Source organism: Mesorhizobium sp. LCM 4577 (assembly GCF_001854795.2).
GTDB lineage: Bacteria > Pseudomonadota > Alphaproteobacteria > Rhizobiales > Rhizobiaceae > Mesorhizobium > Mesorhizobium plurifarium.
The window spans coordinates 1-24,162 of the sequence record NZ_MDDU01000006.1 but is presented as its reverse complement, the minus strand read 5'-3'; the positions used below and the strand labels follow the sequence as shown (position 1 = coordinate 24,162).

Annotated in this window: 24 protein-coding genes and 1 riboswitch; of the genes, 9 read left to right on the top strand and 15 right to left on the bottom strand. The window is 63.1% G+C overall.

Annotation, left to right across the window (positions count from 1 at the left end):
- Positions 1–5: 5 nt before the first annotated feature.
- From gcvT to LCM4577_RS10700, 3 genes are all read right to left on the bottom strand, one after another.
- Positions 6–1,106: a glycine cleavage system aminomethyltransferase GcvT gene (gene gcvT, locus LCM4577_RS10710; RefSeq protein ID WP_071032047.1), complete on the bottom strand. Its 1,101-nt coding sequence runs from the start codon at positions 1,104–1,106 to the stop codon at positions 6–8.
- A 149-nt stretch (positions 1,107–1,255) separates the two neighbouring features.
- A riboswitch (glycine riboswitch) is annotated at positions 1,256–1,342 on the bottom strand.
- A 55-nt stretch (positions 1,343–1,397) separates the two neighbouring features.
- The gene (locus LCM4577_RS10705; RefSeq protein ID WP_071032048.1) at positions 1,398–1,580 is read right to left on the bottom strand and encodes a hypothetical protein; all 183 of its coding nucleotides are present in this window, start codon (positions 1,578–1,580) and stop codon (positions 1,398–1,400) included.
- A gap of 138 nt (positions 1,581–1,718) precedes the next feature.
- On the bottom strand, positions 1,719–2,567 hold the full coding sequence (locus tag LCM4577_RS10700) for a transporter substrate-binding domain-containing protein (RefSeq protein ID WP_157900461.1): 849 nt from the start codon (positions 2,565–2,567) through the stop codon (positions 1,719–1,721).
- An 87-nt stretch (positions 2,568–2,654) separates the two neighbouring features.
- On the opposite strand from LCM4577_RS10700, the gene LCM4577_RS10695 reads away from it, so the two are divergent.
- Entirely contained in the window at positions 2,655–3,278 is a 624-nt protein-coding gene (locus tag LCM4577_RS10695; protein WP_052457697.1) for a DUF3011 domain-containing protein, read from the top strand.
- A 50-nt stretch (positions 3,279–3,328) separates the two neighbouring features.
- Here LCM4577_RS10695 and LCM4577_RS10690 read toward each other — a convergent pair whose 3' ends face one another.
- From LCM4577_RS10690 to LCM4577_RS10660, 7 genes are all read right to left on the bottom strand, one after another.
- On the bottom strand, positions 3,329–3,784 hold the full coding sequence (locus LCM4577_RS10690; RefSeq protein WP_244508287.1) for a GNAT family N-acetyltransferase: 456 nt from the start codon (positions 3,782–3,784) through the stop codon (positions 3,329–3,331).
- Positions 3,756–4,565 (bottom strand): molybdopterin-binding protein, encoded by an 810-nt coding sequence (locus LCM4577_RS10685; RefSeq protein ID WP_041007217.1) that lies wholly within the window; start codon positions 4,563–4,565, stop codon positions 3,756–3,758. Before LCM4577_RS10685 ends, LCM4577_RS10690 begins: the two co-directional genes overlap by 29 nt.
- Before the next feature lies 1 nt (position 4,566).
- The gene (locus tag LCM4577_RS10680) at positions 4,567–5,439 is read right to left on the bottom strand and encodes a cytochrome b/b6 domain-containing protein (RefSeq protein WP_071032085.1); all 873 of its coding nucleotides are present in this window, start codon (positions 5,437–5,439) and stop codon (positions 4,567–4,569) included.
- Positions 5,440–5,537: 98 nt separating this feature from the next.
- Complete coding sequence (locus LCM4577_RS10675) at positions 5,538–6,209, bottom strand: DUF1345 domain-containing protein (protein WP_040981503.1); 672 nt, start codon at positions 6,207–6,209, stop codon at positions 5,538–5,540.
- Positions 6,210–6,235: 26 nt separating this feature from the next.
- The gene (locus tag LCM4577_RS10670) at positions 6,236–6,703 is read right to left on the bottom strand and encodes a YaiI/YqxD family protein (RefSeq protein ID WP_071032053.1); all 468 of its coding nucleotides are present in this window, start codon (positions 6,701–6,703) and stop codon (positions 6,236–6,238) included.
- A gap of 66 nt (positions 6,704–6,769) precedes the next feature.
- Positions 6,770–7,339 (bottom strand): S-(hydroxymethyl)glutathione synthase, encoded by a 570-nt coding sequence (gfa, locus tag LCM4577_RS10665; protein ID WP_071071086.1) that lies wholly within the window; start codon positions 7,337–7,339, stop codon positions 6,770–6,772.
- A 67-nt stretch (positions 7,340–7,406) separates the two neighbouring features.
- Entirely contained in the window at positions 7,407–8,534 is a 1,128-nt protein-coding gene (locus tag LCM4577_RS10660) for an S-(hydroxymethyl)glutathione dehydrogenase/class III alcohol dehydrogenase (protein ID WP_071032055.1), read from the bottom strand.
- 249 nt (positions 8,535–8,783) lie between these two features.
- Between LCM4577_RS10660 and LCM4577_RS10655 the strand changes: the two genes are divergently transcribed.
- Positions 8,784–10,796, top strand: coding sequence for an acetyl/propionyl/methylcrotonyl-CoA carboxylase subunit alpha (locus LCM4577_RS10655; protein WP_071071084.1), 2,013 nt, complete (start codon positions 8,784–8,786; stop codon positions 10,794–10,796).
- A gap of 120 nt (positions 10,797–10,916) precedes the next feature.
- A complete protein-coding gene (gene dnaE, locus LCM4577_RS10650) occupies positions 10,917–14,438 on the top strand; it encodes a DNA polymerase III subunit alpha (protein WP_071071082.1) in 3,522 nt (1,173 codons plus the stop codon).
- Between the two features lies 1 nt (position 14,439).
- Here the strand turns inward: dnaE and LCM4577_RS10645 are convergent, their stop codons facing one another.
- Positions 14,440–15,327 (bottom strand): DMT family transporter, encoded by an 888-nt coding sequence (locus tag LCM4577_RS10645; RefSeq protein ID WP_071032058.1) that lies wholly within the window; start codon positions 15,325–15,327, stop codon positions 14,440–14,442.
- 227 nt (positions 15,328–15,554) lie between these two features.
- Here LCM4577_RS10645 and LCM4577_RS10640 point away from each other — a divergent pair, with 227 nt between their 5' ends.
- Positions 15,555–16,058 (top strand): hypothetical protein, encoded by a 504-nt coding sequence (locus LCM4577_RS10640; RefSeq protein WP_041008865.1) that lies wholly within the window; start codon positions 15,555–15,557, stop codon positions 16,056–16,058.
- Positions 16,059–16,062: 4 nt separating this feature from the next.
- On the opposite strand, the gene LCM4577_RS10635 is transcribed toward LCM4577_RS10640, so the two are convergent.
- Positions 16,063–17,391, bottom strand: a complete 1,329-nt coding sequence (locus tag LCM4577_RS10635; protein ID WP_071032060.1) for a DNA polymerase IV — start codon at positions 17,389–17,391, stop codon at positions 16,063–16,065.
- Positions 17,392–17,456: 65 nt separating this feature from the next.
- Here LCM4577_RS10635 and LCM4577_RS10630 point away from each other — a divergent pair, with 65 nt between their 5' ends.
- Positions 17,457–18,032: a GNAT family N-acetyltransferase gene (locus LCM4577_RS10630; protein WP_040981487.1), complete on the top strand. Its 576-nt coding sequence runs from the start codon at positions 17,457–17,459 to the stop codon at positions 18,030–18,032.
- A 98-nt stretch (positions 18,033–18,130) separates the two neighbouring features.
- On the top strand, positions 18,131–19,711 hold the full coding sequence (locus tag LCM4577_RS10625; protein ID WP_071071081.1) for a hypothetical protein: 1,581 nt from the start codon (positions 18,131–18,133) through the stop codon (positions 19,709–19,711).
- Between the two features lie 9 nt (positions 19,712–19,720).
- Here the strand turns inward: LCM4577_RS10625 and LCM4577_RS10620 are convergent, their stop codons facing one another.
- Positions 19,721–20,374 (bottom strand): hypothetical protein, encoded by a 654-nt coding sequence (locus tag LCM4577_RS10620; protein WP_071071079.1) that lies wholly within the window; start codon positions 20,372–20,374, stop codon positions 19,721–19,723.
- Positions 20,371–20,670, bottom strand: a complete 300-nt coding sequence (locus LCM4577_RS10615) for a DUF3572 domain-containing protein (RefSeq protein ID WP_040982364.1) — start codon at positions 20,668–20,670, stop codon at positions 20,371–20,373. The genes LCM4577_RS10620 and LCM4577_RS10615 overlap by 4 nt, the downstream gene beginning before the upstream one ends.
- Before the next feature lie 241 nt (positions 20,671–20,911).
- On the opposite strand from LCM4577_RS10615, the gene LCM4577_RS10610 reads away from it, so the two are divergent.
- Both LCM4577_RS10610 and LCM4577_RS10605 read left to right on the top strand, forming a co-directional pair.
- Complete coding sequence (locus LCM4577_RS10610; protein ID WP_040995610.1) at positions 20,912–21,283, top strand: response regulator; 372 nt, start codon at positions 20,912–20,914, stop codon at positions 21,281–21,283.
- A gap of 33 nt (positions 21,284–21,316) precedes the next feature.
- Positions 21,317–22,690 carry a PleD family two-component system response regulator gene (locus LCM4577_RS10605; protein ID WP_040981480.1) on the top strand — a complete coding sequence of 458 codons (1,374 nt, stop codon included), beginning with the start codon at positions 21,317–21,319 and terminating at the stop codon, positions 22,688–22,690.
- 569 nt (positions 22,691–23,259) lie between these two features.
- Here the strand turns inward: LCM4577_RS10605 and rpmG are convergent.
- A complete protein-coding gene (rpmG, locus tag LCM4577_RS10600) occupies positions 23,260–23,427 on the bottom strand; it encodes a 50S ribosomal protein L33 (RefSeq protein ID WP_006201775.1) in 168 nt (55 codons plus the stop codon).
- A gap of 237 nt (positions 23,428–23,664) precedes the next feature.
- On the opposite strand from rpmG, the gene LCM4577_RS10595 reads away from it, so the two are divergent.
- The coding region (locus LCM4577_RS10595) for a helix-turn-helix domain-containing protein (RefSeq protein WP_198541036.1) at positions 23,665–24,162 on the top strand (498 nt) is incomplete at its 3' end.

Genomic DNA, 24,162 nt, shown 5'->3' with positions numbered 1-24,162 from the left:
GGAAATCATCCTTTGCGGTAGCGGTGTGGGGTGAAGGGCAGGGACGTGACGTCGACCGGGATTTTCGTCCCGCGGACATCGGCGAAGAGTTTGGTGCCGGCTTTGGCCAGCGCGGTGTCGACGTAGCCCATGGCGACCGGGTGGCCGGTCGAGGGGCCGAAGCCGCCGGACGTGACATGGCCGGCCGGATTGCCGTCGGCATCGACCAGCGCCGCGCCGGCGCGAACCGGCTGGCGGCCGTCGGGCTTCAGGCCGACGCGTTTCTGCGACGGCCCGCGCTCGAGGATCGAGCGCAGCGCGTCGGCGCCGATGAAATGGCCGGCGGCACGGACGTCCTTGGAGATCGCCCACATCAGTCCGGCGCTTGCCGGGTCGATTTCCGGCGTCAGGTCATGGCCATGCAGGCAAAGACCGGCCTCGAGCCGCAGGCTGTCGCGGGCGGCGAGGCCGATCCACTGCACTCGCTCGTCCGCCAGGAGTTTGACGACGAGATCGCGCGCGTCCTTCTCAGGCAGGCCGATCTCGAAACCGTCCTCGCCGGTGTAGCCGGAGCGGCTCATGAACCAGTTTTGCCGCGGCTCGATGCCGTGCATGAAGAGCAGCGAGCCGGTTTCGATGCCGGCCCGCGCTAGCGCCGCCCAGGCGTCCGGCCCCTGGATCGCCAGGAAGACCCGGTCGAGCGGCTCGACCTTGGCATCGAAATCGGCGGCCAGCGCGCGCAGATGCTTCTCGTCCTCCACCGCGTTGCCGGCATTGGCCACCACCATGAACCGGTCATCGCCAAGGCGCGTCACGATCAGGTCGTCGATGATGCCGGCCGCCTCGTTGAGGAAAAAAGTGTATTTGGACTGCGAGATGCCCAGCGCGCCGGCATCGAGCGGGCAGGCGCGGTTGAGAAGCACTGCAGCGGCCGGACCGCTGACCTCGAACAGCTTCATATGCGAGATGTCGAACAGGCCGGCATGTTCGCGCGTGTGAAGATGCTCCTTCATCACGCCGGGCGGGTATGTCAGCGGCATCGACCAGCCGGCGAAGGCGCCGAAACGCGCTCCCGCGGCCTGATGCAATTCCTCAAGGGGCAGATGTCTGGTGTCTTCGCCTGTCATGTCTTCTCCAGAGTCGCACGCAATCGACCGCCGCAGGCGGCCTAGTTCGTGCCCCTCTGTCTGAAGCCTGAGAGACTCGCGCCCCGTAACTCTGTCGGCAGCGCTTACACCTTCGGCGCGGGGCTAGCCCCGACTTTCCAGAGTTGTCTTTCCCGTCCACGGTTCTTTTGCCTGAGAGATTTCGGGCGATTTCCCCTTCGGCGACAGCTCGCGCTGCTCTCTCCCGCAAACAGGTGGGACTCAGCCACTGAGCCCCCGACGCGCCATCCATAGCCCGTCGGCGACACCTTGTCACCTCCTGGCGACATCAAAGGTTGCATCGATATTCAGATGGGGCCGGCCTGCAAAATGCCGGCCTCCTGAGCTGGCGAGGCCGAATGGCTGGCCGAGCGCGTCGGCGGCGGCCAGCGGCCGCTGTGCGACAACGAGCGCGCGCTGCTGACGCTGATCAAGCACGCTGCGCCGGAAATCCATCCGGCGCTGAAGCCGCTGCTGGATAAGGTGGCTTAGGGCGGTTTACCGTTTCACGGAACGGCGAACCGCTCGATCTTCTTGTTTTGACGCAATTCCGCGCGGAAAACCGCAGGCACTTTTCCTGGAATTGCTCCAAGCTTACGGCTTCGGCTTGGTCTGGTCCGGCTTGGCCTGGTCCGGCTTGGCTGAGGTATCGAAGCGCGACATCCATTTGAAGCCGCCGAACCAGTACCGACGGACACCGGCGATGGTGCCGTCGGCGGTGCGCGCGCCGACCCAGTTGTTGACGTATTGGATCAGGCGGATGTCGTCGGGGCGCATAGCGAAGGCTTCCGGCGTGCGCAGAAGCGGGCCGCCGACCAGCCTGAATTTCGCATCGTAGAGTCTTGCCGCCATCTGCGGCGTCGGCGACGTGGCGACCATCGCCTGGGCGTCGCCGCCGATGATCGCGGCAAAGACGGCGGTGGTGTTGTCGAAGGACAGGATGTTTGCCTTCGGAAAGGCTTCCTTGGCTGCCGCCTCGTCCGTGGAATTGGACAGCACGGCGATCTTGTACCCCGGCGCCGTCAGCGCCTTTCCCGGCCTTTTGCCGAGGCTGGCTATCGAGGCCACCATGCGAATGTCGGCGGTGCCGGTCGGATTGGAGAATACAACTTCGCGGGCGCGCTCAGGCGTGCTGGCATAGCCTGCGGCGATCAGATCGAAATCGCCCTTGAGCAGACGTGCCTTCAGGTCGTTCCACGGCACTTCGACCAGTTTCAGGTCGACGCCGAGATCGGATGCCAGCGCGCTGGTCAGGTCGACATCGTAGCCCGCGAATTTGCCATCCGCATTCTTGAGGATCCATGGCGGGTTGAGCGCCACACCGACCGTCAGTGTCTTCTTGTCGATGACGCGCTTCAGGCTATCGTCCGCGTGGGCCGGCAATAACGCCAGCCAGGCAGAGAGAACAAGTATGATCGCCGCGACCATTTTGTTAGCGCGCATGAATATATCCTCGCTGCAGTTTGTCTGGTTGTAAGACTTACACAGAGGTGCCATTCTGTCGATAGCGAAACCAATTGGAGACTTGCGATGTCGGCGCGGATGGCGGTTACCGGTTCGACTATGTTCCTGGCCTGCCTCCTGGGCAATCCGACGCAATTGTCGCTGCTGCCCGATGCCGCGCAGGCCGCGGGTCCGATGCGCCTGGTCTGCTCAAGTTCCAACTATCGCTACTCCTATTGCGGGATCGACACGCGTGGCGGCGTGCAATTGACCAACCGGCTGTCGAAGTCGCGTTGCCAGTTCGGCACAAGCTGGGGCTATGACGGCGGCGGCATCTGGGTGGACAAGGGCTGCTCGGCGCAATTTCTGGTTGCCGGCTCCGGCCGCGGGCCGTCTCCCTCCGGCCGCAGGCCTTCTCCCGGCGATGCGGCGGCCGCCATCATCGTCGGCGGTATCGTCGGCGCCATCCTCGACAACAATGACAGGCACGGTCGCCATTCGGACAATTACTATCCGAGGCCGAAGCCGCGCCGCGACGATCGATGGATTGACCCGACGCCGCAATTCGACAGGGACGGCAATCCCAATTTCGATACCCACGGCAACTATCAGGGATGCCACGGCATGGGCTGCATGGTGGACAATCCGGATGCGATGGGGGACGCGCCGCCCGAGCCGGGTCAAACCACTTTCGAAAGTTCGGACGATTGATCGCGTCGCAAAGCCGCGCGGGCTGAACGTCAGCCTCGTCCGGTCGCCGCCTACCGGGAACCGATCGTCTTGCAAAGGATGATGTTGGAATGGCCTTCGGGCCATCCGCTGAATTCGGCCATGCGCGCGAAACCAGCCTTTTCGTACAAGCCCGGCGCCTGGAAGTCGTGTGTCGAAGCCCATATCCGCAGCGAGCCGCGCGCGGCGGCTTCCGCGACGAAGGCATCGAGCAGCTTCCTGCCGTGGCCAAGGCCTCGATAGGCCTCGTCGACCCACATCAGCTTCAGCTCGGCAATGCCGGCCCAGGAATAGCCGGCGGCGACCCCGACGGCGCGCCCTTTTTCATCCCGCAGCGCAAAGACGAGGGCATGGTCGTCATCGCGCCCTGTGACACGCCGGTTGTCACCGTTGAGGCGTTCCTCGAAGGCACTGAGCTCGGCCGGCGCAAGATCGTGCTCCGGCTGAAGCGAGGGGCCATCAAATCCCGCCATACCAGTCGTAGCCATTGTCCTCCCAATAGCCGCCGCGACCGCCGCCGACATTGGCGAAACTGTCGACCAGCTCGATCTTGGAAAGGTATTTCGGCATCTTGTAGCCAAGCTGGCGCTCGACCCGCACGCGCAGCGGCGCGCCGTTCTCGACCGGCAAGGGCTTGCCGTTCAGGCCATAGGCCAGAATCGTCTGCGGATGGCGGGCGTCGATCAGGTCGATGGTGCCGTAATATTTGATGTCGCCGGACAGGCTTTGCTCGATCGTGTCGAGGCAGTGGAACATCACATAGCGCGCCTGCGGCTTGACCACAGCCTGGTCGAGCACCAGCGACAGCGGCGTGCCGGTCCACTTGGCGATGCAGCTCCAGCCTTCGACGCAGTCATGGCGGGTGATCTGCGTGCGGCTCGGCATGTTCTGCAACTGCTCGCGGGTCAGCGACAGCGGCTTCTCGACCAAGCCTGAAACCTCCAGGCGCCAGTCGGCGAAATTGTTGGCGAGCAGGCCCTTATAGGTGTCGTCGTCGGGCGCGGTGACGCCGTTCGGCCGTTGCGGCTGGCGGATGTCGGCTTCGGTGAATTCCGGCGCCAGCGCGTCGCGGCCGGCGAGCAGGCGCTGCGCGCGCCAGGTCAGGCCATTGGCGTTTTCGAGGAAGCTGCGCAAGCCGCCGCCGATGCCGAGACCGCTGTCGAAGGCATCGCAGCCGGACAGCGCGATGCCGGACAAGCCGAGGCTGCTGGCGGTCAAGAACTTTCTTCGGCTCATTTGGAGCTTGGGGCTGATCTGGAATTTTGCCATGTCAGGCGCTCCTCTCGGTCGGCTGGTCGGGTTTTTCCGGCGGGTCGGTGCGGTACCAGCCGGTGATGATCGAACGCAGCTCGTTGATCGGGCCGGCGGCAAGGATCATCAGGATGTGGACGACGAAGAAAAGGACGAGCAGCACCATGACGGTGAAATGGATGGTGCGCGCCGTTTGCCTGCCGCCGAGGATTTCGTTGAGCCAAGGCAATACCGAATCCATGCTCGGCGACATTGCGAGGCCGGTGACGATCATCAGCGGCAGAGCCACGAAGAGCACGCCGCCATAGGCCATCTTCTGCAGCGTGTTGTATTCCCTCGTGTGGTGGAACTTCAGCTTCGCGTGATCGACGATGTCGCGCGGCAGCTTGCGCAGGTCCGACACGCGAGGGGCGAGATCGCGGCGGATATGGCCGTTGATCAGGCCGGCGACCAGCCAGACGAGCAGCGTCGTGGTCAGGATCCAGGCGAAGAAGAAATGCACGACGCGAGCGGTGCCGAGATCGTAATAAGACGGGATCGTCGCCCAGGATGGAAAGGCGCGCGGCGTCTCTTGTCCCGGCGGACCCGACCAGCCGAGCACGCCGGTGGTGTCGAAGCGATGGCCGAAGATTTCAGTGAAGCCGCGCGGACCGCTGGCGGTGTTTTCGGCGCCGATCTGGAGGATGGTGTTGTTGAATTCGAAGCCGGACTGCTTGCCGATATAAAGCTGCGGCCGCGCATTGAAGATCTGCAGGCCGGAAAGCAGCATGAAGAACAGCGAGAAAGCCCAGATCCAATGGGTCAGCCGCGTCCAGCGCGATTGCCGATAGATGAGGGTCGTGTCCTTGCCGGCCGCCTCGCTGGCGGATCGGTTGTTGGCAACAGTGTCCATCTTGCCTCCGGCCGCCATCGGGAAGCGGCTTTTCAGGTCATTGTCTCCCCCTCAATACGTCGCCGCACAAGGCAATGTTTCATGCGATCACGGATTTATTACGGAGAGCCCAGGCTGACCGCGAGGTTGACCGCCGCCGCCACGATCACCGTGTTGAAGAAAAAGGTCAGGATCGAATGAACAAGCACGACCATGCGCATCTGCGACGTGGTGATGGCCGTGTCGGCGGTCTGCGCCGTCATGCCGATGACTGTCGCGAAATAGAGGAAGTCCCAACCTTCCGGCCGCCTGCCGCCGGGAAAATCGAGCCCGCCGACGGGCACTTTTCTCTGGCTTTTCATGTCGATCTCGTCGCCGTCTTTCCAGTAGACATGCGCGTAGTGCAATGATGCCATGGCATGGATGGTGAACCAGCCGAGCGGGATCGACAACATGGCAAAGCCGAGCTGCCAGGGGTGCGTGGCGGCTCTCTGGTTGATCAAAAGAAACAGCGAGACGATGGCCGCAATGACGACGAAGAGCGTGACGGCGAAGATAAGCAGGACGGGCAGGTCTGTCGCCCGTGCGTTCTTGCTGAGATAGCGGCCGGTAAGGCTGGGCATCAGGGTCAGCACCAGGGCGATGTAGCTCACAAAGAACACATTGGCGCCGATGGAGTAGGGCAGGGGCCAGCGCAGCAACAGGGCAAGCAGCAGCGCGACGATGCCGATGGCGGCGGCGAGGGCGAACTGCATGTGCCGATGCATCGGCGTCTTGAGATCGTCACCCATGGCCCGAGGCCCCTGAAGACGTTGGATCAATCCGGTGTGACGGATTTCAAGGCACGCCGCAAGATGCGGTCGAGCTCGCCGAGAAACTGCGACCTGTCCTTCTGCGTGAAGGAGGCGTTGAAGCCCCGGCTTTCGCCTGTTTCCCGCAAATGCTGCTTCAAATCGCGCATCGCCACCGCCATGCCGATGGTCTCCGGCGTGAAGGGGCGGCCGGTGGGTCCCAGCACATGCGCGCCGAGCGCCACCGTGCGCGCCGCCAGCGGGATGTCGGCCGTCACCACGATGTCGTTGGCCCTGGCGTTCTCGACGATCCAGTCGTCCGCCGCATCAGCGCCCTTGGAGACGACGACGTTGCGGATCATCGGATCGCGCGACGGACGCAGGCCGCCATTGGAAACGTAGGTGACGGCGACGCCATGGCGCTCCGCGACCTTCCCGACCTCGGCCTTGACCGGGCAAGCGTCGGCATCGACGTAGATAATGGGTGCGGGCATCGTTGCTTCCAAACAAATATGGGGCCGGCGTGTCAGCCAGCCCCATGGCAGAAATCGCAGGATTTGTCAGGCCGCCAAGGCTCCCGACTTCTTAGCGGTCCAGGTGGCGATATAGTCCATCAGGCCGGGGCTGAGGCAGTCATAGGGCTCCAGCCCGATCGACTTCAGCTGGCCGCGGATACCGTCCATGCGGCTCGGGTCGACGCCGGATTCGATGATCGAGGAGACGAAGGCGGCAAAGCCMGGCGGCGACCAGCCGTCCTCCTCGAAGCGCTCGGGATGGATGAAGGACAGGCCCTTGAAGGGATGGTCGCGCTCGACCGGGCCGTACATGTGGACGCCGCAGYCGGTGCAGGCATGGCGCTGGATCAGCGCCGAGGGATCGACCACCTTSAGCTTGTCGCCGTTCTCGGTGACGGTGACGTCGCCGGTGCCGGCRACGGCCACGACCGAGAAGATGGCGCCTTCCGGCTTCCAGCATTTGGTGCAGCCGCAGGCGTGGTTGTGGGCGATCTGGCCCTTGACCTTCACCTTCACCGGCTTCGAGGTGCACAGGCAAACCAGCGTGCCGCCGGYAAAGGATGCGCTTTCCTTCGGCAAGCCGTTGTCGATCGAGTGATGCAGTTTCTCGGCCATTCCAACTTCCTCCCATGTTTGACCACAGAGGTCGCGGGCTTTCCGGCCTGCGGCCTGGTGGCTTTCCTCAATAAACCACGACGCTGCGGATCGACTTGCCCTCATGCATGAGGTCGAAACCCTTGTTGATGTCCTCGAGCTTCAGCGTGTGGGTGATCATCGGGTCGATCTGGATCTTCTTTTCCATGTACCAGTCGACGATCCTCGGCACATCGGTGCGGCCGCGCGCGCCGCCGAAGGCGGTGCCCATCCAGGTGCGGCCGGTGACCAACTGGAAAGGCCTGGTCGAAATCTCCTGGCCGGCGCCGGCAACGCCGATGATGACCGACTTGCCCCAGCCGCGATGCGAGGCCTCCAGCGCCTGGCGCATCACCTTGGTGTTGCCGGTGCAGTCGAAGGTGTAGTCGGCGCCGCCGATCTGGTCGGCGCCGCGCTTGGTCATGTTGACCAGGTAAGGCACGATGTCGCCGTCGATCTCCTTCGGATTGACGAAATGCGTCATGCCGAACTTCTCGCCCCAGGCCTTCTTGTCGTTGTTCAAATCGACGCCGATGATCATGTCGGCGCCGGCAAGGCGAAGCCCCTGGATGACGTTCAAGCCAATGCCGCCGAGGCCGAAGACCACGGCGGTGGCGCCCTGCTCGACCTTGGCCGTGTTGATGACGGCGCCGATGCCGGTGGTCACCCCACAGCCGATGTAGCAAATTTTGTCGAAGGGGGCGTCGGGATTGACCTTGGCCACCGCGATCTCGGGCAGCACGGTGAAGTTGGAGAAAGTCGAGCAGCCCATATAGTGGAAGAGTTTTTCGCCCCCGACCGAGAAGCGCGAGGTGCCGTCCGGCATCAGGCCCTGACCCTGCGTGGCGCGGATGGCGGTGCAAAGGTTCGTCTTCCTCGACAGGCAGGACGGGCACTGCCGGCATTCGGGCGTGTAGAGCGGGATGACATGGTCGCCCTTCCTGACCGAGGTCACGCCCTTGCCGACATCGACGACGATGCCGGCACCCTCATGGCCCAGGATCGCCGGGAAGATGCCTTCCGGATCGGCGCCCGACAGCGTGAATTCGTCGGTATGGCAGATGCCGGTCGCCTTGACCTCGATCAGCACCTCGCCTTCGCGCGGCCCTTCGAGGTCCACCTCCATGATCTCCAGCGGCTTTCCGGCACCAACAGCAACGGCGGCACGCGTTTTCATGAGGCACTCCTCCCAACGATCTGTAAGTTTTAGCTAACGGCAAGCTGCCCGTGGCGAATGCCAGCCTGCCATCCCTTTGATGTTGGAATAACCTTAGCGAGTTCCGCGTCGGCGGCCAACGTCTCTTGCGACGTTTTTCGGCGCGGTTTCTGCAATCGGCGCCAGTCGGGGAAGCCGACCCGCGGACACTTGAGGCGCGCCGGAATTATCCATAGAACTGGACCGCTTCGCCGGAGGAACGACATCCGAATGTTCAAGAAGATCCTGATCGCCAATCGCGGCGAGATCGCCTGTCGCGTGATCAAGACGGCGCGCAAGATGGGGATTGCCACGGTCGCCGTCTATTCAGACGCCGACCGCGACGCCGTGCATGTCGAAATGGCCGACGAAGCGGTGCATATCGGGCCTTCGCCAGCGGCGCAAAGCTATCTGTTGCCAGAGAAGATCATCGCCGCCTGCAAGGAAACCGGCGCGCAGGCCGTGCATCCGGGCTATGGGTTCCTGTCCGAGCGCGCCTCCTTCTGCGAGGCGCTGGAGAAGGAAGGCATCGTCTTCATCGGGCCGAAGCCCAAGGCCATCAAGGCGATGGGCGACAAGATCGAATCGAAGAAGTTCGCCAGCGAGGCCAAGGTCTCGACCGTGCCTGGGTGGCTGGGTGTCATCGAAGACGCCGACCATGCCGAGAAGATCGCCGGCGAGATCGGCTATCCGGTCATGATCAAGGCCTCGGCTGGCGGCGGCGGCAAGGGCATGCGCATCGCCTGGAGCAAGGCGGAGGTGCGCGACGGTTTTGAGCGGGCGCGTTCGGAAGCGAAAAGCTCCTTTGGCGACGACCGCGTCTTCATCGAGAAGTTCGTCGTCGACCCTCGCCACATCGAGATCCAGGTGCTGGCCGACGCGCATGGCACCGCCCTTTACCTTGGCGAGCGCGAATGCTCGATCCAGCGCCGTAACCAGAAAGTGGTCGAGGAGGCGCCTTCGCCATTCCTCGACGCCAAGACCAGGAAGGCAATGGGCGAGCAGGCGGTGGCGCTGGCGAAAGCCGTCGACTATCAAAGCGCCGGCACGGTCGAGTTCATCGTCGACAAGGACAAGAATTTCTATTTCCTTGAAATGAATACGCGATTGCAGGTCGAGCACCCGGTGACCGAATTGGTCACCGGCATCGACCTGGTCGAGCAGATGATCCGCGTCGCCGCCGGCGAGAAGCTCGGCATCAAGCAGAGCGACGTGAAGCTGAACGGCTGGGCGGTGGAAAGCCGCCTCTATGCCGAGGATCCTTTCCGCAACTTCCTGCCGTCGATCGGCCGGCTGACCCGTTACAGGCCGCCGGAAGAGGGCGCGTTCGGCAACGTCGTGATCCGCAACGACACCGGCGTCACCGAAGGGTCGGAGATCTCGATGTTCTACGACCCCATGGTGGCGAAGCTCTGCACCTGGGCGCCGACCAGGCTCGAGGCGATCGACGCCATGTCGGAGGCGCTGGACAGCTTCGTCGTCGATGGCATCGAGCACAACATCCCGTTTCTTTCGGCGCTGATGCAGCACCCGCGCTGGCGCGAGGGACGGCTGTCGACAGGCTTCATCGCCGAGGAATATCCGGATGGTTTTTCACCGGTCGCGCCGGATGGCGAGGAGAGGGCGGTATTCGCCGCCGTCGCAACGGCGATCGAACTTTTGCGCCGCGACCGGCTCGACCGCCTGAGCGGCCGGCTGGCGCCGCATTCCGGTCACCTCAAGCGCGACTGGGTGGCGAAGATCGGCGCCGATTATCTTCCGGTGGCGATCGTCGACGGCATGGTTTCCATCCCGATGGAGGTCGATCTGTCGATCGACGGCGGCACGCCGCTGACGGTCACTTCCGACTGGCGGCCGGGCGACGCGATCTGGCAGGGCACGGTCGGCGGCCACAGCATCGCCGCCCAGATCCGCCCCGCGCTGAACGGGCTGCGGATTGCCTGGAAAGGCATGTCGGTGACCGCGCGCGCCATGCTGCCGCGCACGGCTGAGCTTGAAAGGCTGATGCCGGAGAAACTGCCGCCGGACACCTCGAAGATGCTGCTCTGCCCGATGCCAGGTCTCGTCGTCTCGATCGCCGTCGCCGAGGGCCAGGAGGTCAAGGCCGGCGAGACGCTGGCCGTGGTCGAAGCGATGAAGATGGAGAACGTGCTGCGCGCCGAACGCGACCTCACGATAGCCAAGCTCAACGCCAAGCCCGGCGATAGCCTCGCGGTCGATGCCGTGATCATGGAGTTCGCCTGAGAAGAGGCGGTACCGGGTCGCAAGCCTGTGCCTGCGGGTCTTTTGTGCTGGACTGGCATGGCCCAGTCCGGGACAATACATCTGCATGGATTTTGAGTCTTTGGGACAGCGCGAAAAAACATGGCGGATGAACGACTTCCACGCGACCCGTTGCAGCGCGAAGCAGCCGTGAAGGCCGCGCGGCCGGAAGCGCCGGCACGCACCTTCATCCATCTGCGTGTGCATTCGGCCTATTCGCTGCTCGAAGGCGCGCTACAGCTCGGCGCGATCGTCGGCCATGCCGTCAAGGACGAGGCGCCGGCGATCGCGGTCACCGACACCAACAACCTGTTCGGCGCGCTCGAATTCGCGCAGAAGGCGGTCAAGGACGGCATCCAGCCGATCATCGGCTGCCAGATCGATCTCGCCTTTTCCGGCGAGGCGACCGATGGCCAGCGCGACCGCCGCCGACTTGGGCCGGACATGTCGCCGGTCGTGCTGATCGCCGCCAGCGAGGCTGGCTATGCCAATCTCGTGCGGCTGATCAGCAAGGTTTATCTCGAGACGCCGCCCGGAGAGCCGGTGCACCTTACCAGCGCCATGCTGGAAGGCCGGTGCGACGGACTGATTTGCCTGACTGGCGGCCCGCGCGGCCCGATCGGCAGCGCGCTCAAAGCGGACCGGCGCGACCTCGCCGAACAGCGGCTGCTGTTCCTCAAGGGCCTGTTCGGCGATCGTCTCTATGTCGAATTGGAACGCGTCGCCGGCTACGACCGGATGGTCGAAAAGTCGACGGTCGACCTGGCCTACACGCACGACCTGCCGCTGGTCGCCACCAACGAGGCGTTCTTCTCCAAGCGCGAGGACTATGAAGCGCATGACGCGCTGATTGCGATCGCCGAAGGCTCGGTGGTGGCCGCGGACAATCGCCGGCGGCTTTCACCGGACAATTTCCTGCGCAGCCAGGCGGACATGGCTCGACTCTTCTCCGACCTGCCGGAAGCGATCGACAACACGGTCGAGATCGCCATGCGCTGTTCCTACTATCCGAAGAACCGCAGCCCGATCCTGCCGCGCTTCACCGGTGCCGACGCCGCCGACAAGGACGCGGCCGAGAAAGCCGAGGCGGCAGAGCTTGCCCGGCAAGCGCGAGAGGGGCTGGAGAAGCGGCTTGCGGCGCATGGGCCGACGCCGGGCTATACCGTCGAGCAATATCGCGAGCGGCTCGAATTCGAGCTCGGCATCATCGAGAAGATGAAGTTCCCCGGTTACTTCCTGATCGTCGCCGACTTCATCAAATGGGCCAAATCGCAAGGCATCCCGGTTGGGCCGGGGCGCGGTTCGGGCGCCGGCTCGCTGGTCGCCTATTCGACCACGATCACCGATATCGACCCGCTGCGTTTCTCGCTGCTGTTCGAACGCTTCCTCAATCCGGACCGCGTCTCGATGCCGGACTTCGACATCGACTTCTGCCAGGACCGGCGCGAGGAAGTCATCCGCTACGTCCAACAGAAATACGGGCGCGACCAGGTCGGCCAGATCATCACCTTCGGTACGCTGCAGGCGCGCGCGGTGCTGCGCGACGTCGGCCGCGTGTTGCAGATGCCCTACGGCCAGGTCGACAAGCTCTCCAAGATGGTGCCGCAGAACCCGGCCAATCCGGTCAAGCTCGCGGACGCCATCGCCAACGAACCGCGCTTCGCCGAGGAGGCGGAGAAGGAGCCGATCGTCCAGACCCTGCTCGACACGGCGCAGAAGCTCGAAGGCCTCTACCGCCACGCCTCGACGCACGCCGCCGGCATCGTCATCGGCGACCGGCCGTTGTCCGAGCTGGTGCCGATGTACCGCGATCCGCGCTCGGACATGCCAGTCACCCAGTTCAACATGAAATATGTCGAGCAGGCGGGGCTGGTGAAGTTCGACTTCCTTGGCCTGAAGACGCTGACTGTGCTGGAAACGGCGGTGAAGCTCATCCGCCGGCGTGGCGTCGACATCGATCTCGCCACGATCCCGCTCGACGACAAGGACACGTACGCCATGCTGTCGCGCGGTGAAGTGGTCGGCGTGTTCCAGGTTGAAAGTGCCGGCATGCGCAAAGCGCTGATCGGCATGCGTCCGGACTGCATCGAGGACATCATCGCGCTGGTGGCGCTCTACCGTCCCGGCCCGATGGAGAACATCCCGACCTACAACGCCAGAAAGCATGGCGAGGAGGAGATGGCCTCGATCCATCCCAAGATCGACCATCTGGTGAAGGAGACGCAAGGCGTCATCGTCTACCAGGAACAGGTGATGCAGATCGCGCAGGAGCTTTCCGGCTACTCGCTCGGCGAAGCCGATCTGCTGCGCCGCGCCATGGGCAAGAAGATCCGCGCCGAGATGGACAAGCAGCGCGAGCGCTTTGTTTCCGGCGCGGTTGAGCGGGGCGTCTCCAAGCCGCAGGCCGACTTCATCTTCGATCTTCTGGCCAAATTCGCCGACTATGGCTTCAACAAGTCGCACGCGGCTGCCTACGCCGTCGTTTCTTACCAGACCGCCTATCTCAAGGCGCATTACCCGGTCGAGTTCCTGGCCGCGTCGATGACGCTCGACATGAGCAACACCGACAAGCTGGCCGATTTCCGCCAGGACGCGATGCGCCTCGGCATCGAGGTGGTGGCGCCGTCGGTGATGACCAGCTTCCGCCCGTTCGAAGTCGGCGAGAACAAGATCTTCTATTCGCTGGCGGCGCTGAAAGGCGTGGGCGACGCGGCGGTCGAGCACATCGTCGAGGTGCGCGGCGAGAAGCCGTTCAAGAACCTTGCCGATTTCTGCGAGCGCGTCGATCCGAAGATCGTCGGCAAGCGCGTCTTCGAAAGCCTGATCATGGCCGGCGCGCTGGATTGCTTCGGCCACGACCGCGCCCAGATGATGGCCGGCGTCGAGCGGATGATGGGGCTGGCCTCGCTGGCGCAGCAGAACGCCATCTCCGGCCAGGCCGACATTTTCGGCGCATCGCTTGGGAGTCAGTCGCAGGCGCTCAACCTGCCCGCGACCGATCCTTGGCTTGCCGCGGACCGGTTGCACCGCGAGTTCCAGGTGGTGGGCTTCTACCTCTCGGCGCATCCGCTGGATGAGTACAAGGCGGCGCTCCAGAAGATGCGGGTGCAGAACTGGGCTGAATTCTCGGCCGCCGTTAAACGCGGAGCAACCAATGGGCGGCTCGCCGGGACGGTCACTTCCAAGCAGGAGCGCAAGACCCGAACGGGCAATAAAATGGGGGTAGTGCAGTTTTCCGATACAACAGGCCAGTATGAGGCTGTTCTGTTTTCCGAGGGCTTGGCGCAATTTCGCGATATGCTGGAGCCCGGCAACTCGGTAGTCATCATGGTTTCCGCGGAGGATAGGCCCGAAGGCATCAATCTGCGCATTAATGCAGTGCAATCACTGGATGATGAAGCCAGTCGGATCCAGAAAGCATTACGCATCTTTGTTAGAGATGATCGCCCATCACCGACTATTCAATCACAGCTCAAACAGCGCGGTGACAGTCAGGTTAGCATCATCGTGCTTAAGGGTGCAGAGGGCGAGGTCGAGATCGATCTAGGTCGCTATCGTATTTCGCCACAAATCGCATCTGCCATGCGCGCGGTGCAAGGTGTCGTCGAAGTAGAGCTGGTTTAGCTCAGGGCGTTGCTGCCTCGGCTTCGGCAACCCGCGGCGTCTTCTTCTGCAGGTTGAGCAGGTTGCCGGCGAGAATCAGGGCCGCGCCGCCGGCGGTGAAGACGTCGATCTGTTCATGATAGAGCAGCCAGCCGACCAGCGCCGTCAGTGGCACGCGCAGGAAATCCATCGGCGAGATGATGGTGGCGTCGGCGTGGGTGAGCGCACGGGCCAGGCAGAAATGCGAGGACATGCCGGTGAAGGCGATGACGAAGATCCACGGCCAGAGGCCGGGCGAGGGGGTGTGCCAGCTGTAGAGAGCCGGGATCAGGCCGACCACCGACTGGATGATCAGCATCCAGAAGATGATGCGCACCACGCTTTCGGTCTTGGTCATCGACTTGACCAGCACCATGGAGATGCCGAAGCAGACCGCGGCGCCCAGGACGACGAGGTGGCCGGGATCCATCGAACCGGCGCTGGGCCGCACGATGACGACCACGCCGATCAGGCCAAGCACGATCGCCGTCAGCTTCGAACGCGAAAGCCTTTCCCCCAGAAAGCTGACCGCGAATATCGCCGTCCAGATCGGCGTGGTGAACTCGATCGAGATCAGCACGGCGAGCGGAATGAGGGTGAGCGCATAGAGCCAGGCGGCCTGGCCGGTGTAGTGGATGACGTTGCGGGCGATGTGAGCGAAAGGACGTCCGGTGCGCATTGCGGCAAAACCGCCGTTCATCATCACCAGCGGCAAAAGGATGAAGAAACCGATCACCGAGCGCAGTTCCAGCACCTGGAAGACGTTGAGCTCGGCGGTCGTCTCGCGGCCGGCAACCGACATCGCCAACATCGAGGCGATTGACAGAGCCATCCAGAATGCGGCTTTTGGGATCGAGGGAGCGGGCGCCATTTGGGCGCCTATGTCGCAAGCTTGGACTTGGGCCGCAACCGTTAGTGGCGTCATTCCACTGGGCCAGCGAACAGGGGTGTCAAAAAACCGTCATGGCGACGGCGGAACCTTGCGGCCGCGGCCCCCGTTAAATCCACGCTTCCGCCTTCCTTCGGAAGGTGCCGGTCGAAACCGTGTCATACTTTTCCTGGAATCATTACCAGCGATCGCGAGAGGGGAACGCCTTGATGAAATCGACTGCCGCCTTGCTGGCCGCCGCCTGCCTTTTGTGCGCGACGGGCGCGCATGCCGACGAGGCGGCCTTTCTGCGTTCGCTGCAGGGAAAGTTCTCCGGCAAGGGAACGGTCAGGATAAGAACCAACATGCCGGTGATGAACATCAATTGCACCTTCACCTCGGACGCGACGGCGAATTCGCTGTCGCTTGACGGCACGTGCCGCGCGCTGCTGATCATGTCGCGCGAAATCCGCGCCGACCTGAAGGTCAGCGGGGCGCGCTATACCGGCACCTATATCGGCTCGCGCAGCGGGCCCGCGGGGCTGAGCGGAAGCCGCGAGGGCGACGCGATCAATCTCGACATCCATTGGGCGAAAATCGTCAATGGCGACCGCGACGCGGAACTGACTGTCGAGAAGGTCGGGCCGGACAACATGCGCATGACGGTGACCGACATGGATCCGGCGACCGGCAAGATGGTGGTGACGAGCCGGATCGACCTGAAGCGCAGCTGATGGTTCACTCTTCAATCGGCTCGGGCGGATTGGCGGCGCGGCCCTTGCCGAACGTATAGCCGGTCTCGACGGCTTTCCTGCCGAACTTGTCGCGCAACGTGTCCATTGCGCCCTCAGCCAGCGCGCGCTTGCGCGACTGCACGTCGACCAGATCGGGCGGATCGGCCTTTTCGTCGTCGGAGAGGTCGCTGACGCCGATGCCGAGCAGGCGGAATTTGGTGCCGTCGGTCTCGCGGCGCAACAGGTCGAGCCCGGTCTGGAAAATGCGGTCGGCCAGCCGGGTCGGATCGCCGAGCTGGCGGTTGCGGGTGCGGGTCCTGAAATCCTGCGTCTTCAACTTCAGCACCACCGTGCGTCCGGCAATGCCGGATTTCTTCAGCCGCGCCGAGACCTTTTCGGAGAGCCCGCGCAGCACCGGCACCAGTTCCGCCAGCGCGGCGATGTCGGTGTCGAAGGTGGTTTCGGCCGAGACGCTCTTGGCATCGCCGTCGGGATCGACCGGGCGATCGTCCTCGCCGCGCGACAGCCGATAAAGCCGGTCGCCCATCACGCCATAGCGGCGCATCAGGTCGCCGCGCTCCATGCGCTGCAATTGCGCGATCATGCGGATGCCGTCGCGCTCCAGCGTCGCGGCCAGCGCCTTGCCGACGCCCCAGATCATCGTCACCGGCTGCGCGGCGAGAAAGCTTGGCGCTTCGACTTCGCCGATCACCGAAAAGCCGCGCGGCTTGCGAAAATCCGAAGCGATCTTGGCCAGGAACTTGCAGTAGGAGAGGCCGGCCGAAACGGTGATGCCGAGCTCCTTTTCCACGGTCTGCGCGAAGCGCGCCAGCACCAGCGCCGGCGGCATGCCGTGCAGCCGCTCGGTGCCGGAGAGATCGAGGAAGGCTTCGTCGATCGACAGCGGCTCGACTTGCGGCGTCAACGCCTGCATCAACGCGCGGACCTCGCGCCCGACGCCGACATATTTTTCCATATTGGGCGGGATCACCACCGCTTCGGGGCACAGTTCGAGCGCCTTGAACATCGGCATGGCCGAGCGAACGCCCTGGATGCGGGCGATGTAGCAAGCGGTGGAGACGACGCCGCGCCGGCCGCCGCCGACGATGACCGGCCTGTCCTTCAGCGCCGGATTGTCGCGCTTTTCGATCGCCGCGTAGAAGGCGTCGCAATCGATATGGGCGATCTTGAGCCGGTAGAGCTCGGGATGACGGACAAGGCGCGGGCTGCCGCAGCGATCGCAGCGCCGCGTCTGCGAGCGCTGGAGCGCCAGGCAGTCACGGCAAAAACCGTGTTCGGGATTGTTGACAGGAGCCGCCATCGCTGCGAACATAAAGAGAACAAACGCAATGGTACGACAGCGCAAGGCTGGCAACAAGCTTGGCCTGGGGAGAACGCATGAGCACGACCATAGCACCGCTGACCCCCGAGCTCTGGCCCGATTTCGAAGACCTCTTCGGCAAGCAAGGCGCCTGCTACGGCTGCTGGTGCACGCATTTCCGGCTGGCGCCGGCGGAGCGCCGCGCCAGCGACAAGGAGCGCAACAAGGACCTTATCAAGGCGCGCATCGAGGCAGGCCCGCCGCCGGGCCTTTTGGCCATCGAAGACGGCAAGGCTGTCGGCTGGATGCAGGTCGGTCCGCGCGCCGACGTGCCCGAGTGGAACAATCAAGGCAGGGGCTCGGCGCCGGTCGATCCTGCCGATGCCGACGACCCGGACGTCTGGGCGATCTCGTGCTTCTTCATTCGCGTCAAGGCCAGGGGCCGCGGCATTACGCATCGTCTCGTCGAGGGTGGCATCGCCTTCGCCCGCGAGAACGGCGCCAGGCTGCTCGAAGCCTGCCCGATCGACCTGTCGCGCGATTCGCGTTCGATCGGGCTTTTCGTCGGCTCGTCGCGGGTGTTCGAGAAGGCCGGCTTCGAAAGGCTTGTGGAACGCAAACCCGGCCGGCCGCTGATGCGGCTGGTGCTTTAGCCAGCTGCGCTTTTGCCCTACAGTCGGCGTCTTGCGGCTGTAACGCTTCTTGCCTACCAGAAGCGCAAATCATTCTTCCGGGATAACGGAGAACCAACGTGAAGCGTATTTTGCCCCTTGCCTTTGCCCTTGCGCTCAGCGCGCCAGCTCTTGCCCAGACCGTCGACGATCAAGGCGCGAAAAAGCTTACCGATGATCTGGCGCATTATTTCGGCAGGCAGGGTTTCGATATCGGGCTCTTGAAGATCACCGCCGACGGCGATGCGTACAAACTCGCCTTCGATTTCAAGCCGCTCGTCGCTTTGCTGGCGAAACAGGACTCCTTCAAGTTCGACGTCACGCCCTACGACATGCGGGTCAAGCCACGCCAGGACGGGCAGTGGGACGTGTCGGCGGACACGTCTTTGAATGGCTCACTCGATTTCAAGGGCCCTGAAGGGCCGCAACACATGGATTTTTCCGTGTCGAACAACAAGTTCGCCGGGATCTACGACCCCAGCCTGGCGGCCTTCGTGAGCGCTACGGGGTCGATGGACGCCATGACGATGAAGACCCGGGAGCCGAAGCAGGAGGCGGATGTCTCCGCAGGTGCGGGCACCGCCACAATCACTTCGACAAAGTCGGCGAGCGGCGGCATCGATTTTACTCTGGCTGAAAAGATTTTGAACTTCGCCGAAGTCGTCAAAATCAACGATCCCGAGCGAGGATTGAATTTCCCGGTCACTCTCAATGCCCCGGAACTTTCGGTGAATGCAAACGGTAAGGGTGTTCGGACGAAGCCGCTGATGGACCTGCTTGCTTTTGCCGTTGCTAATGAAGACGAAGCCAAATTGAAGGCAAATCAGGCCGAGCTTAAGTCGCGTCTCCTTGCTGCGCTGCCCGTCTGGGAAAGAATCGACGGAACGTACGCCTTCAAAGATTTCGCGATGGAGAGCCCAGTCGGTAAGTGGGGCGCGAAGCAGTTGAACATGGCTAGCGGCATGGACGGCGTCTCTCAGAGCGGCAAGATCAATTATGGGATCAAGGCCTCCGGTCTGACGATCCCGCGGCAATTGTTGCCGGCCTGGACCGCCCCGTTGGTGCCGACCGATATCGACCTCAACTTCGGCGGCGCCGATATCGATCTCGATACGATGGCGAAGAAGGCGATCGAAGCCTTTGATCTCAATAAGAAACCGCCGCTGTCGGATGAATTCGGCAAGGCTCTGGTCGCCGATTTCAAAGCCAAGAAACCCAAAGTCATCCTCGGCCACTCGACCGTGAAGAACGGCGATATCGAAGTCGCGCTGGAAGGCGAGATGACGTTCCCGGGCGGCGAAAAGCCCGATGYGACCGTGACCGTCGATGTGGCCGGCTACGACAAGATCGTCGATGCCCTGRAGGAAGGCGCCAAGAGCGATGAGCAGATGGCGCAGGCCTTCCCGTTCGCGCTTGCCGTCAAGGGTTTTGGCAAGACACTGCCGGATGGCCGCCTGGAGTGGGTGATCGACACGAAAGCCGACGGCTCGGTCAAGGTTAACGGCGCCATGCTCAAGGGGCCGGATGAAGTCCAGGACGACAGCGCCGGTCAGGATGACAATTCGGGCGGTGACGGCGCCAACGGAACAGACAATTCGACCGGGGGCGACGATTCGGACGGCGGCGACAATGGCGGGGCCGGCGCGAAGCTGCAACCCTGAGCGCTTGCGCTAAAGCCCGAGCGCGGCCGCGATCTTGGGCGCGGCCTCGCGCCAGTCCTCGACCGAGACGATGTCTTCCGGCGTTGGCGGCAGGAAGGGGCGCAGCGAATTGTCGGCCATCAAATGGAAGAGGTGGGCGTCGGCCACGGAATTGCGCGCCGAGACCAGGTTGGAGGGCTGGTCGTCGACAAAGGCGACCGGCCGACCCTTGAGGCCCCGCAGTTTCGCGATGGCCGGGCCCTTGGCCATTTCCGTCGTCAGCAGCGGATAATTTAGCCCCAGCGCGTCGAGGTGCGCGCGGCGCACGCCACGATGCTTGTGCGGCATCGCGGTCAGCAGGACGATCTCGGCGCCTTGTCCAAGCATTGCCAGGGCGTCCGCCGCGCCCTCGGTGATGCTTTGCCAATCCGCCTGGGTGTCGAAGAAATCGCCGAGCAGCGCCGTCACTTCCGGCTGTTCGATCAGCCGCCCGGTGGCCGTTTCGGCAATGTTGCCGGTCAATCGGAAGGACGAGAGCGTCAACCCGAAGCCGCGCGTTTTGAGGAAATGCGGGAAGGGCCGGACGAATTCCAGCACGACATCGTCGACGTCGAGCACCAGCAGCGGCCGGTCGTCGGCGGCAAGCTCCTCGATCTGCCGCGCCGTCTCCGGATCGTCGCTCATGTCGAGCGCTCGTGATCGTCGTTGCCGAGCGGGAGCGCGCGCAATGCCTTGCCGACGGCGGCCGGCGGCGTGCCGGTCTCCTCGGCAAAGCGCAGCAGCGTCGGCTCGTGGGCAAGGATGAATTGCAGCACGCCGGCCAAGAAGCCGGGCTCCGCGGCGGCCCTGCGGATCGAGTTCGCCTCGATGCCGGTGATCGCCAGGAAGCGCGGCAGAAGTTCGGGATCGGCGGCGACGAAGCCCAGCGCCTTGACGGCAATGGTTTCCGCTTCCTCGCGCATTGACGCTGCGTTCGCCATCATTACCTTTGGAATGGTGGATTTTTTTGAGTCTCCTTCCGCAGTAACGGCAAGCGTCGCTTGCGGCAAGCCTCCGCTCTCTCCCGTACAACGTCCGAAGGTGGAAAATGGTGCAGCTTTCCAACCTCCGGTTTCCGTTTCGTCAATCATATTGGGCTAGAGTGGAAAAGGGTTGGGTGCGGTCCGAAGGGGACGCATTGCGACGGCCTTCGGCTTCGAGGGCGGTCGGGACGGGAAACTGATGGCTAAGAAGGTCATGATCGTCGAGGACAACGAGCTCAACATGAAGCTCTTTCGGGACCTCATCGAAGCCAGCGGTTACGACACGGTTCGCACACGCAACGGGCTGGAGGCGCTGGATCTCGCGCGCCAGCACCGGCCGGACCTCATCCTGATGGACATCCAGCTGCCCGAAGTCTCCGGCCTGGAAGTGACGAAATGGCTGAAGGAAGACGACGAGCTGCATTCGATTCCGGTCATCGCCGTCACCGCCTTCGCCATGAAGGGCGATGAGGAGCGCATCCGGCAGGGCGGCTGCGAGGCCTATATCTCCAAGCCGATCTCGGTGCCGCGCTTCATCGAGACGATCAAATCCTATCTGGGCGACGCCTGATGCCCGAGACCAGCAGAACCGGAGTTTTTTGAGATGACAGCGCGGATCCTCGTCGTCGACGATATCCCCGCCAATGTGCGGCTGCTGGAGGTTCGGCTGCTTGCCGAGTATTTCGAGGTGCTAACCGCCAGCAACGGTCCGGATGCGATCGAGACCTGCGAGAACGGCAAGGTCGACGTGGTGCTGCTCGATGTGATGATGCCTGACATGGACGGGTTCGAGGTCTGCAGACGCTTGAAGAGCGACCCGGCGACCTCGCATATCCCCGTTGTCATGATCACCGCGCTCGACCAGGTCTCGGACCGGGTGCGCGGCCTCGAGGCGGGCGCGGACGATTTTCTGACCAAGCCGGTCAACGACCTGCAACTGATGACGCGTGTGAAGAGCTTGGTCAGGCTGAAATCGCTGACCGACGAGCTCAGGCTGCGCGCCTCGACAACGCGCAATATCGGCATCGAAGAGCTTCTGAGCCGCGATTTCGCGACCGGAGACGCCAAGCCGAGAGTGCTCCTCGTCGACGAGCGCAAATCTTCCGTCGAACGCATCCAGAAGATGTTGCGCAACAGCGCCGAGCTCGATGTCGCGACCGATCCGAACGCAGGGTTCTTCCAGGCCGCCGAGACGCCGTATGAATGCGTGCTGGTGTCGACTGCCTTCACCGGCTTCGATGCGCTGAGGCTCTGCTCGCAATTGCGTTCGCTCGACCGCACCCGCTTCCTGCCGATCATGCTGCTCGCCGACGAAGGCGAGGAGGGCCGCATCCTGCGTGGCCTGGAGCTCGGCATCAACGATTACCTGATCCGGCCGATCGACCAGCACGAGCTGACGGCGCGCCTGCGCACGCAGGTGCGGCGCAAACGCTATAACGACCAGTTGCGCGCCAGTGTCGCGCAGACCATCGAGATGGCGGTGATCGACGGGCTGACCGGGCTGCATAACCGGCGCTACCTCGACAGCCATCTGCAGACGCTGTTCGATCGAGCCGTGGCGCGGCGGCGGCCGCTGTCGGTGATGATCACCGATCTCGATCGCTTCAAGTCGATCAACGACACTTATGGCCATGACGGCGGCGACGATGTGCTGCGCGAGTTCGCCAGGCGGCTGCGCAAGAATGTGCGCGGCATCGATCTCGCCTGCCGCTTCGGCGGCGAGGAGTTCGTCGTGGTGATGCCGGATACCGATGGTCCGGTCGCCGAGAAGGTGGCCGAACGCATCCGCGCCGAGATCGCGCAGGCGCCGTTTGCGGTCGGCAACGACGGCAAGACGATCGAGGTCACGGTCAGCGTCGGCGTGTCTTCGTTGCTGAAAGGGACCGACAGCGTCGCGGCGCTGATGAAGCGCGCCGACCTTGCGCTCTATGAAGCCAAAAGCGGCGGTCGCAACCGCGTCGTCGCCAAGGCTGCCTGAAGCGCGCCGCGATCTTTCAGGATTTGCTCATACGCTTTATATTTCAACCTCGCGCATGTCTTTGTCCCGAAACCAATCGCCACTTCGGGAGGGATGCCTGGGAAAGGCGCCGATTCCCGGCGGTCTGAACAGGGTTACGAATTTACCTTAACCCAAGCGATTCGCGAGCGGTGGTTAAGAAATGGTTGATTTTTATAAGGTCTTGCGCAAATCTGCGACGCATAGACAGAAGACGGAGCCGGCACGAGGGTAGACTAGCCGGCTCGATCCAAAAATACCCCATGATGCTCAGGTCCGCCGCATCTCCTGGGTCCGTGGGGTCGGCCGGCCGGCGCTGGCACATAGTGGCCTCCTCGTACCGCTGCCAAACGCCGACCGGCCCCCTTTTCTACAAAACCCGCGATCGGAATCTTGCGGACAGCCGCTCGACTCCTCGATCGGCCGATCCTTTCCATAGCTTTGCTTGACGCAATTCCTGCCGCAAAACCGTGTCGGGCTTTTCCTGGAATTGGCCCCAAAACAAAAACGCCGCCCAAAGGGCGGCGTTTTGATTTCTCAGGATAACCAGATTACTTGATCTTGGTTTCCTTGAACTCGACGTGCTTCTTGGCGACCGGATCGTACTTGCGGAACGAGAGCTTGTCCGTCTTGGTGCGGCTGTTCTTGCTGGTCACGTAGAAGAACCCGGTGTCGGCGGTCGACAGAAGCTTGATCTTGATGTTTGCGGCTTTGGCCATGATGTTCGTCCGTTAATGTTCGTGGAGTTTTGGCCGCTGGAGCACGGGGAAAACACCCGGACGCGGGAAACTTGGCGCGACACATAAAGAACGCGCCCGGAAAGTCAAGCCCGGGTGCCTTCCGAGTGTCGTAAGCACATGAGTTGTCCGGGTTAGGTAGCACACGAGTTGTCCGGTTTTATCGCCAGCGAATGGAGGCTGGGGATGGGACGGACAGCATGGCTACAGGACCGGAGAATGCAGAAGTTTCGGGACGTTTTGAGCCGTTGGAATGGCGGCGATCTTTCGATGATGGAAGCGGGTGAGCTGCTGGGGATGTCGGAGCGTCAGTTCCGCCGGTACCGAGACCGCTATGAAGAGGCTGGGGAGGATGGCTTAAGGGACCGGCGTTTGGGTAAGCTTTCGACGCGCCGGKTGCCTGCGGAGGCAATCGAGGAGATGCTTGAGCTTTACCGGAACCGTTACCTCGGTTGGAACGTGAAGCATTTCCACGAGCACCTGATACGCGATTACGACTTCAGCTGGGGTTATATCTTCATCAAGACGCAGCTTCATGCGGCCGGGCTGGTCGAGCGGGCCAAGCGACGCGGGGCGCATCGGCGCAAGCGGGAAAGGAAGCCGTGCGAGGGGATGATGCTGCACCAGGACGGCAGCCGGCATGCCTGGCTGGCGGGCCAGCCGGAACTGGACCTGATCGTGACGATGGACGATGCCACCAGCACGCTCTATTCGGCC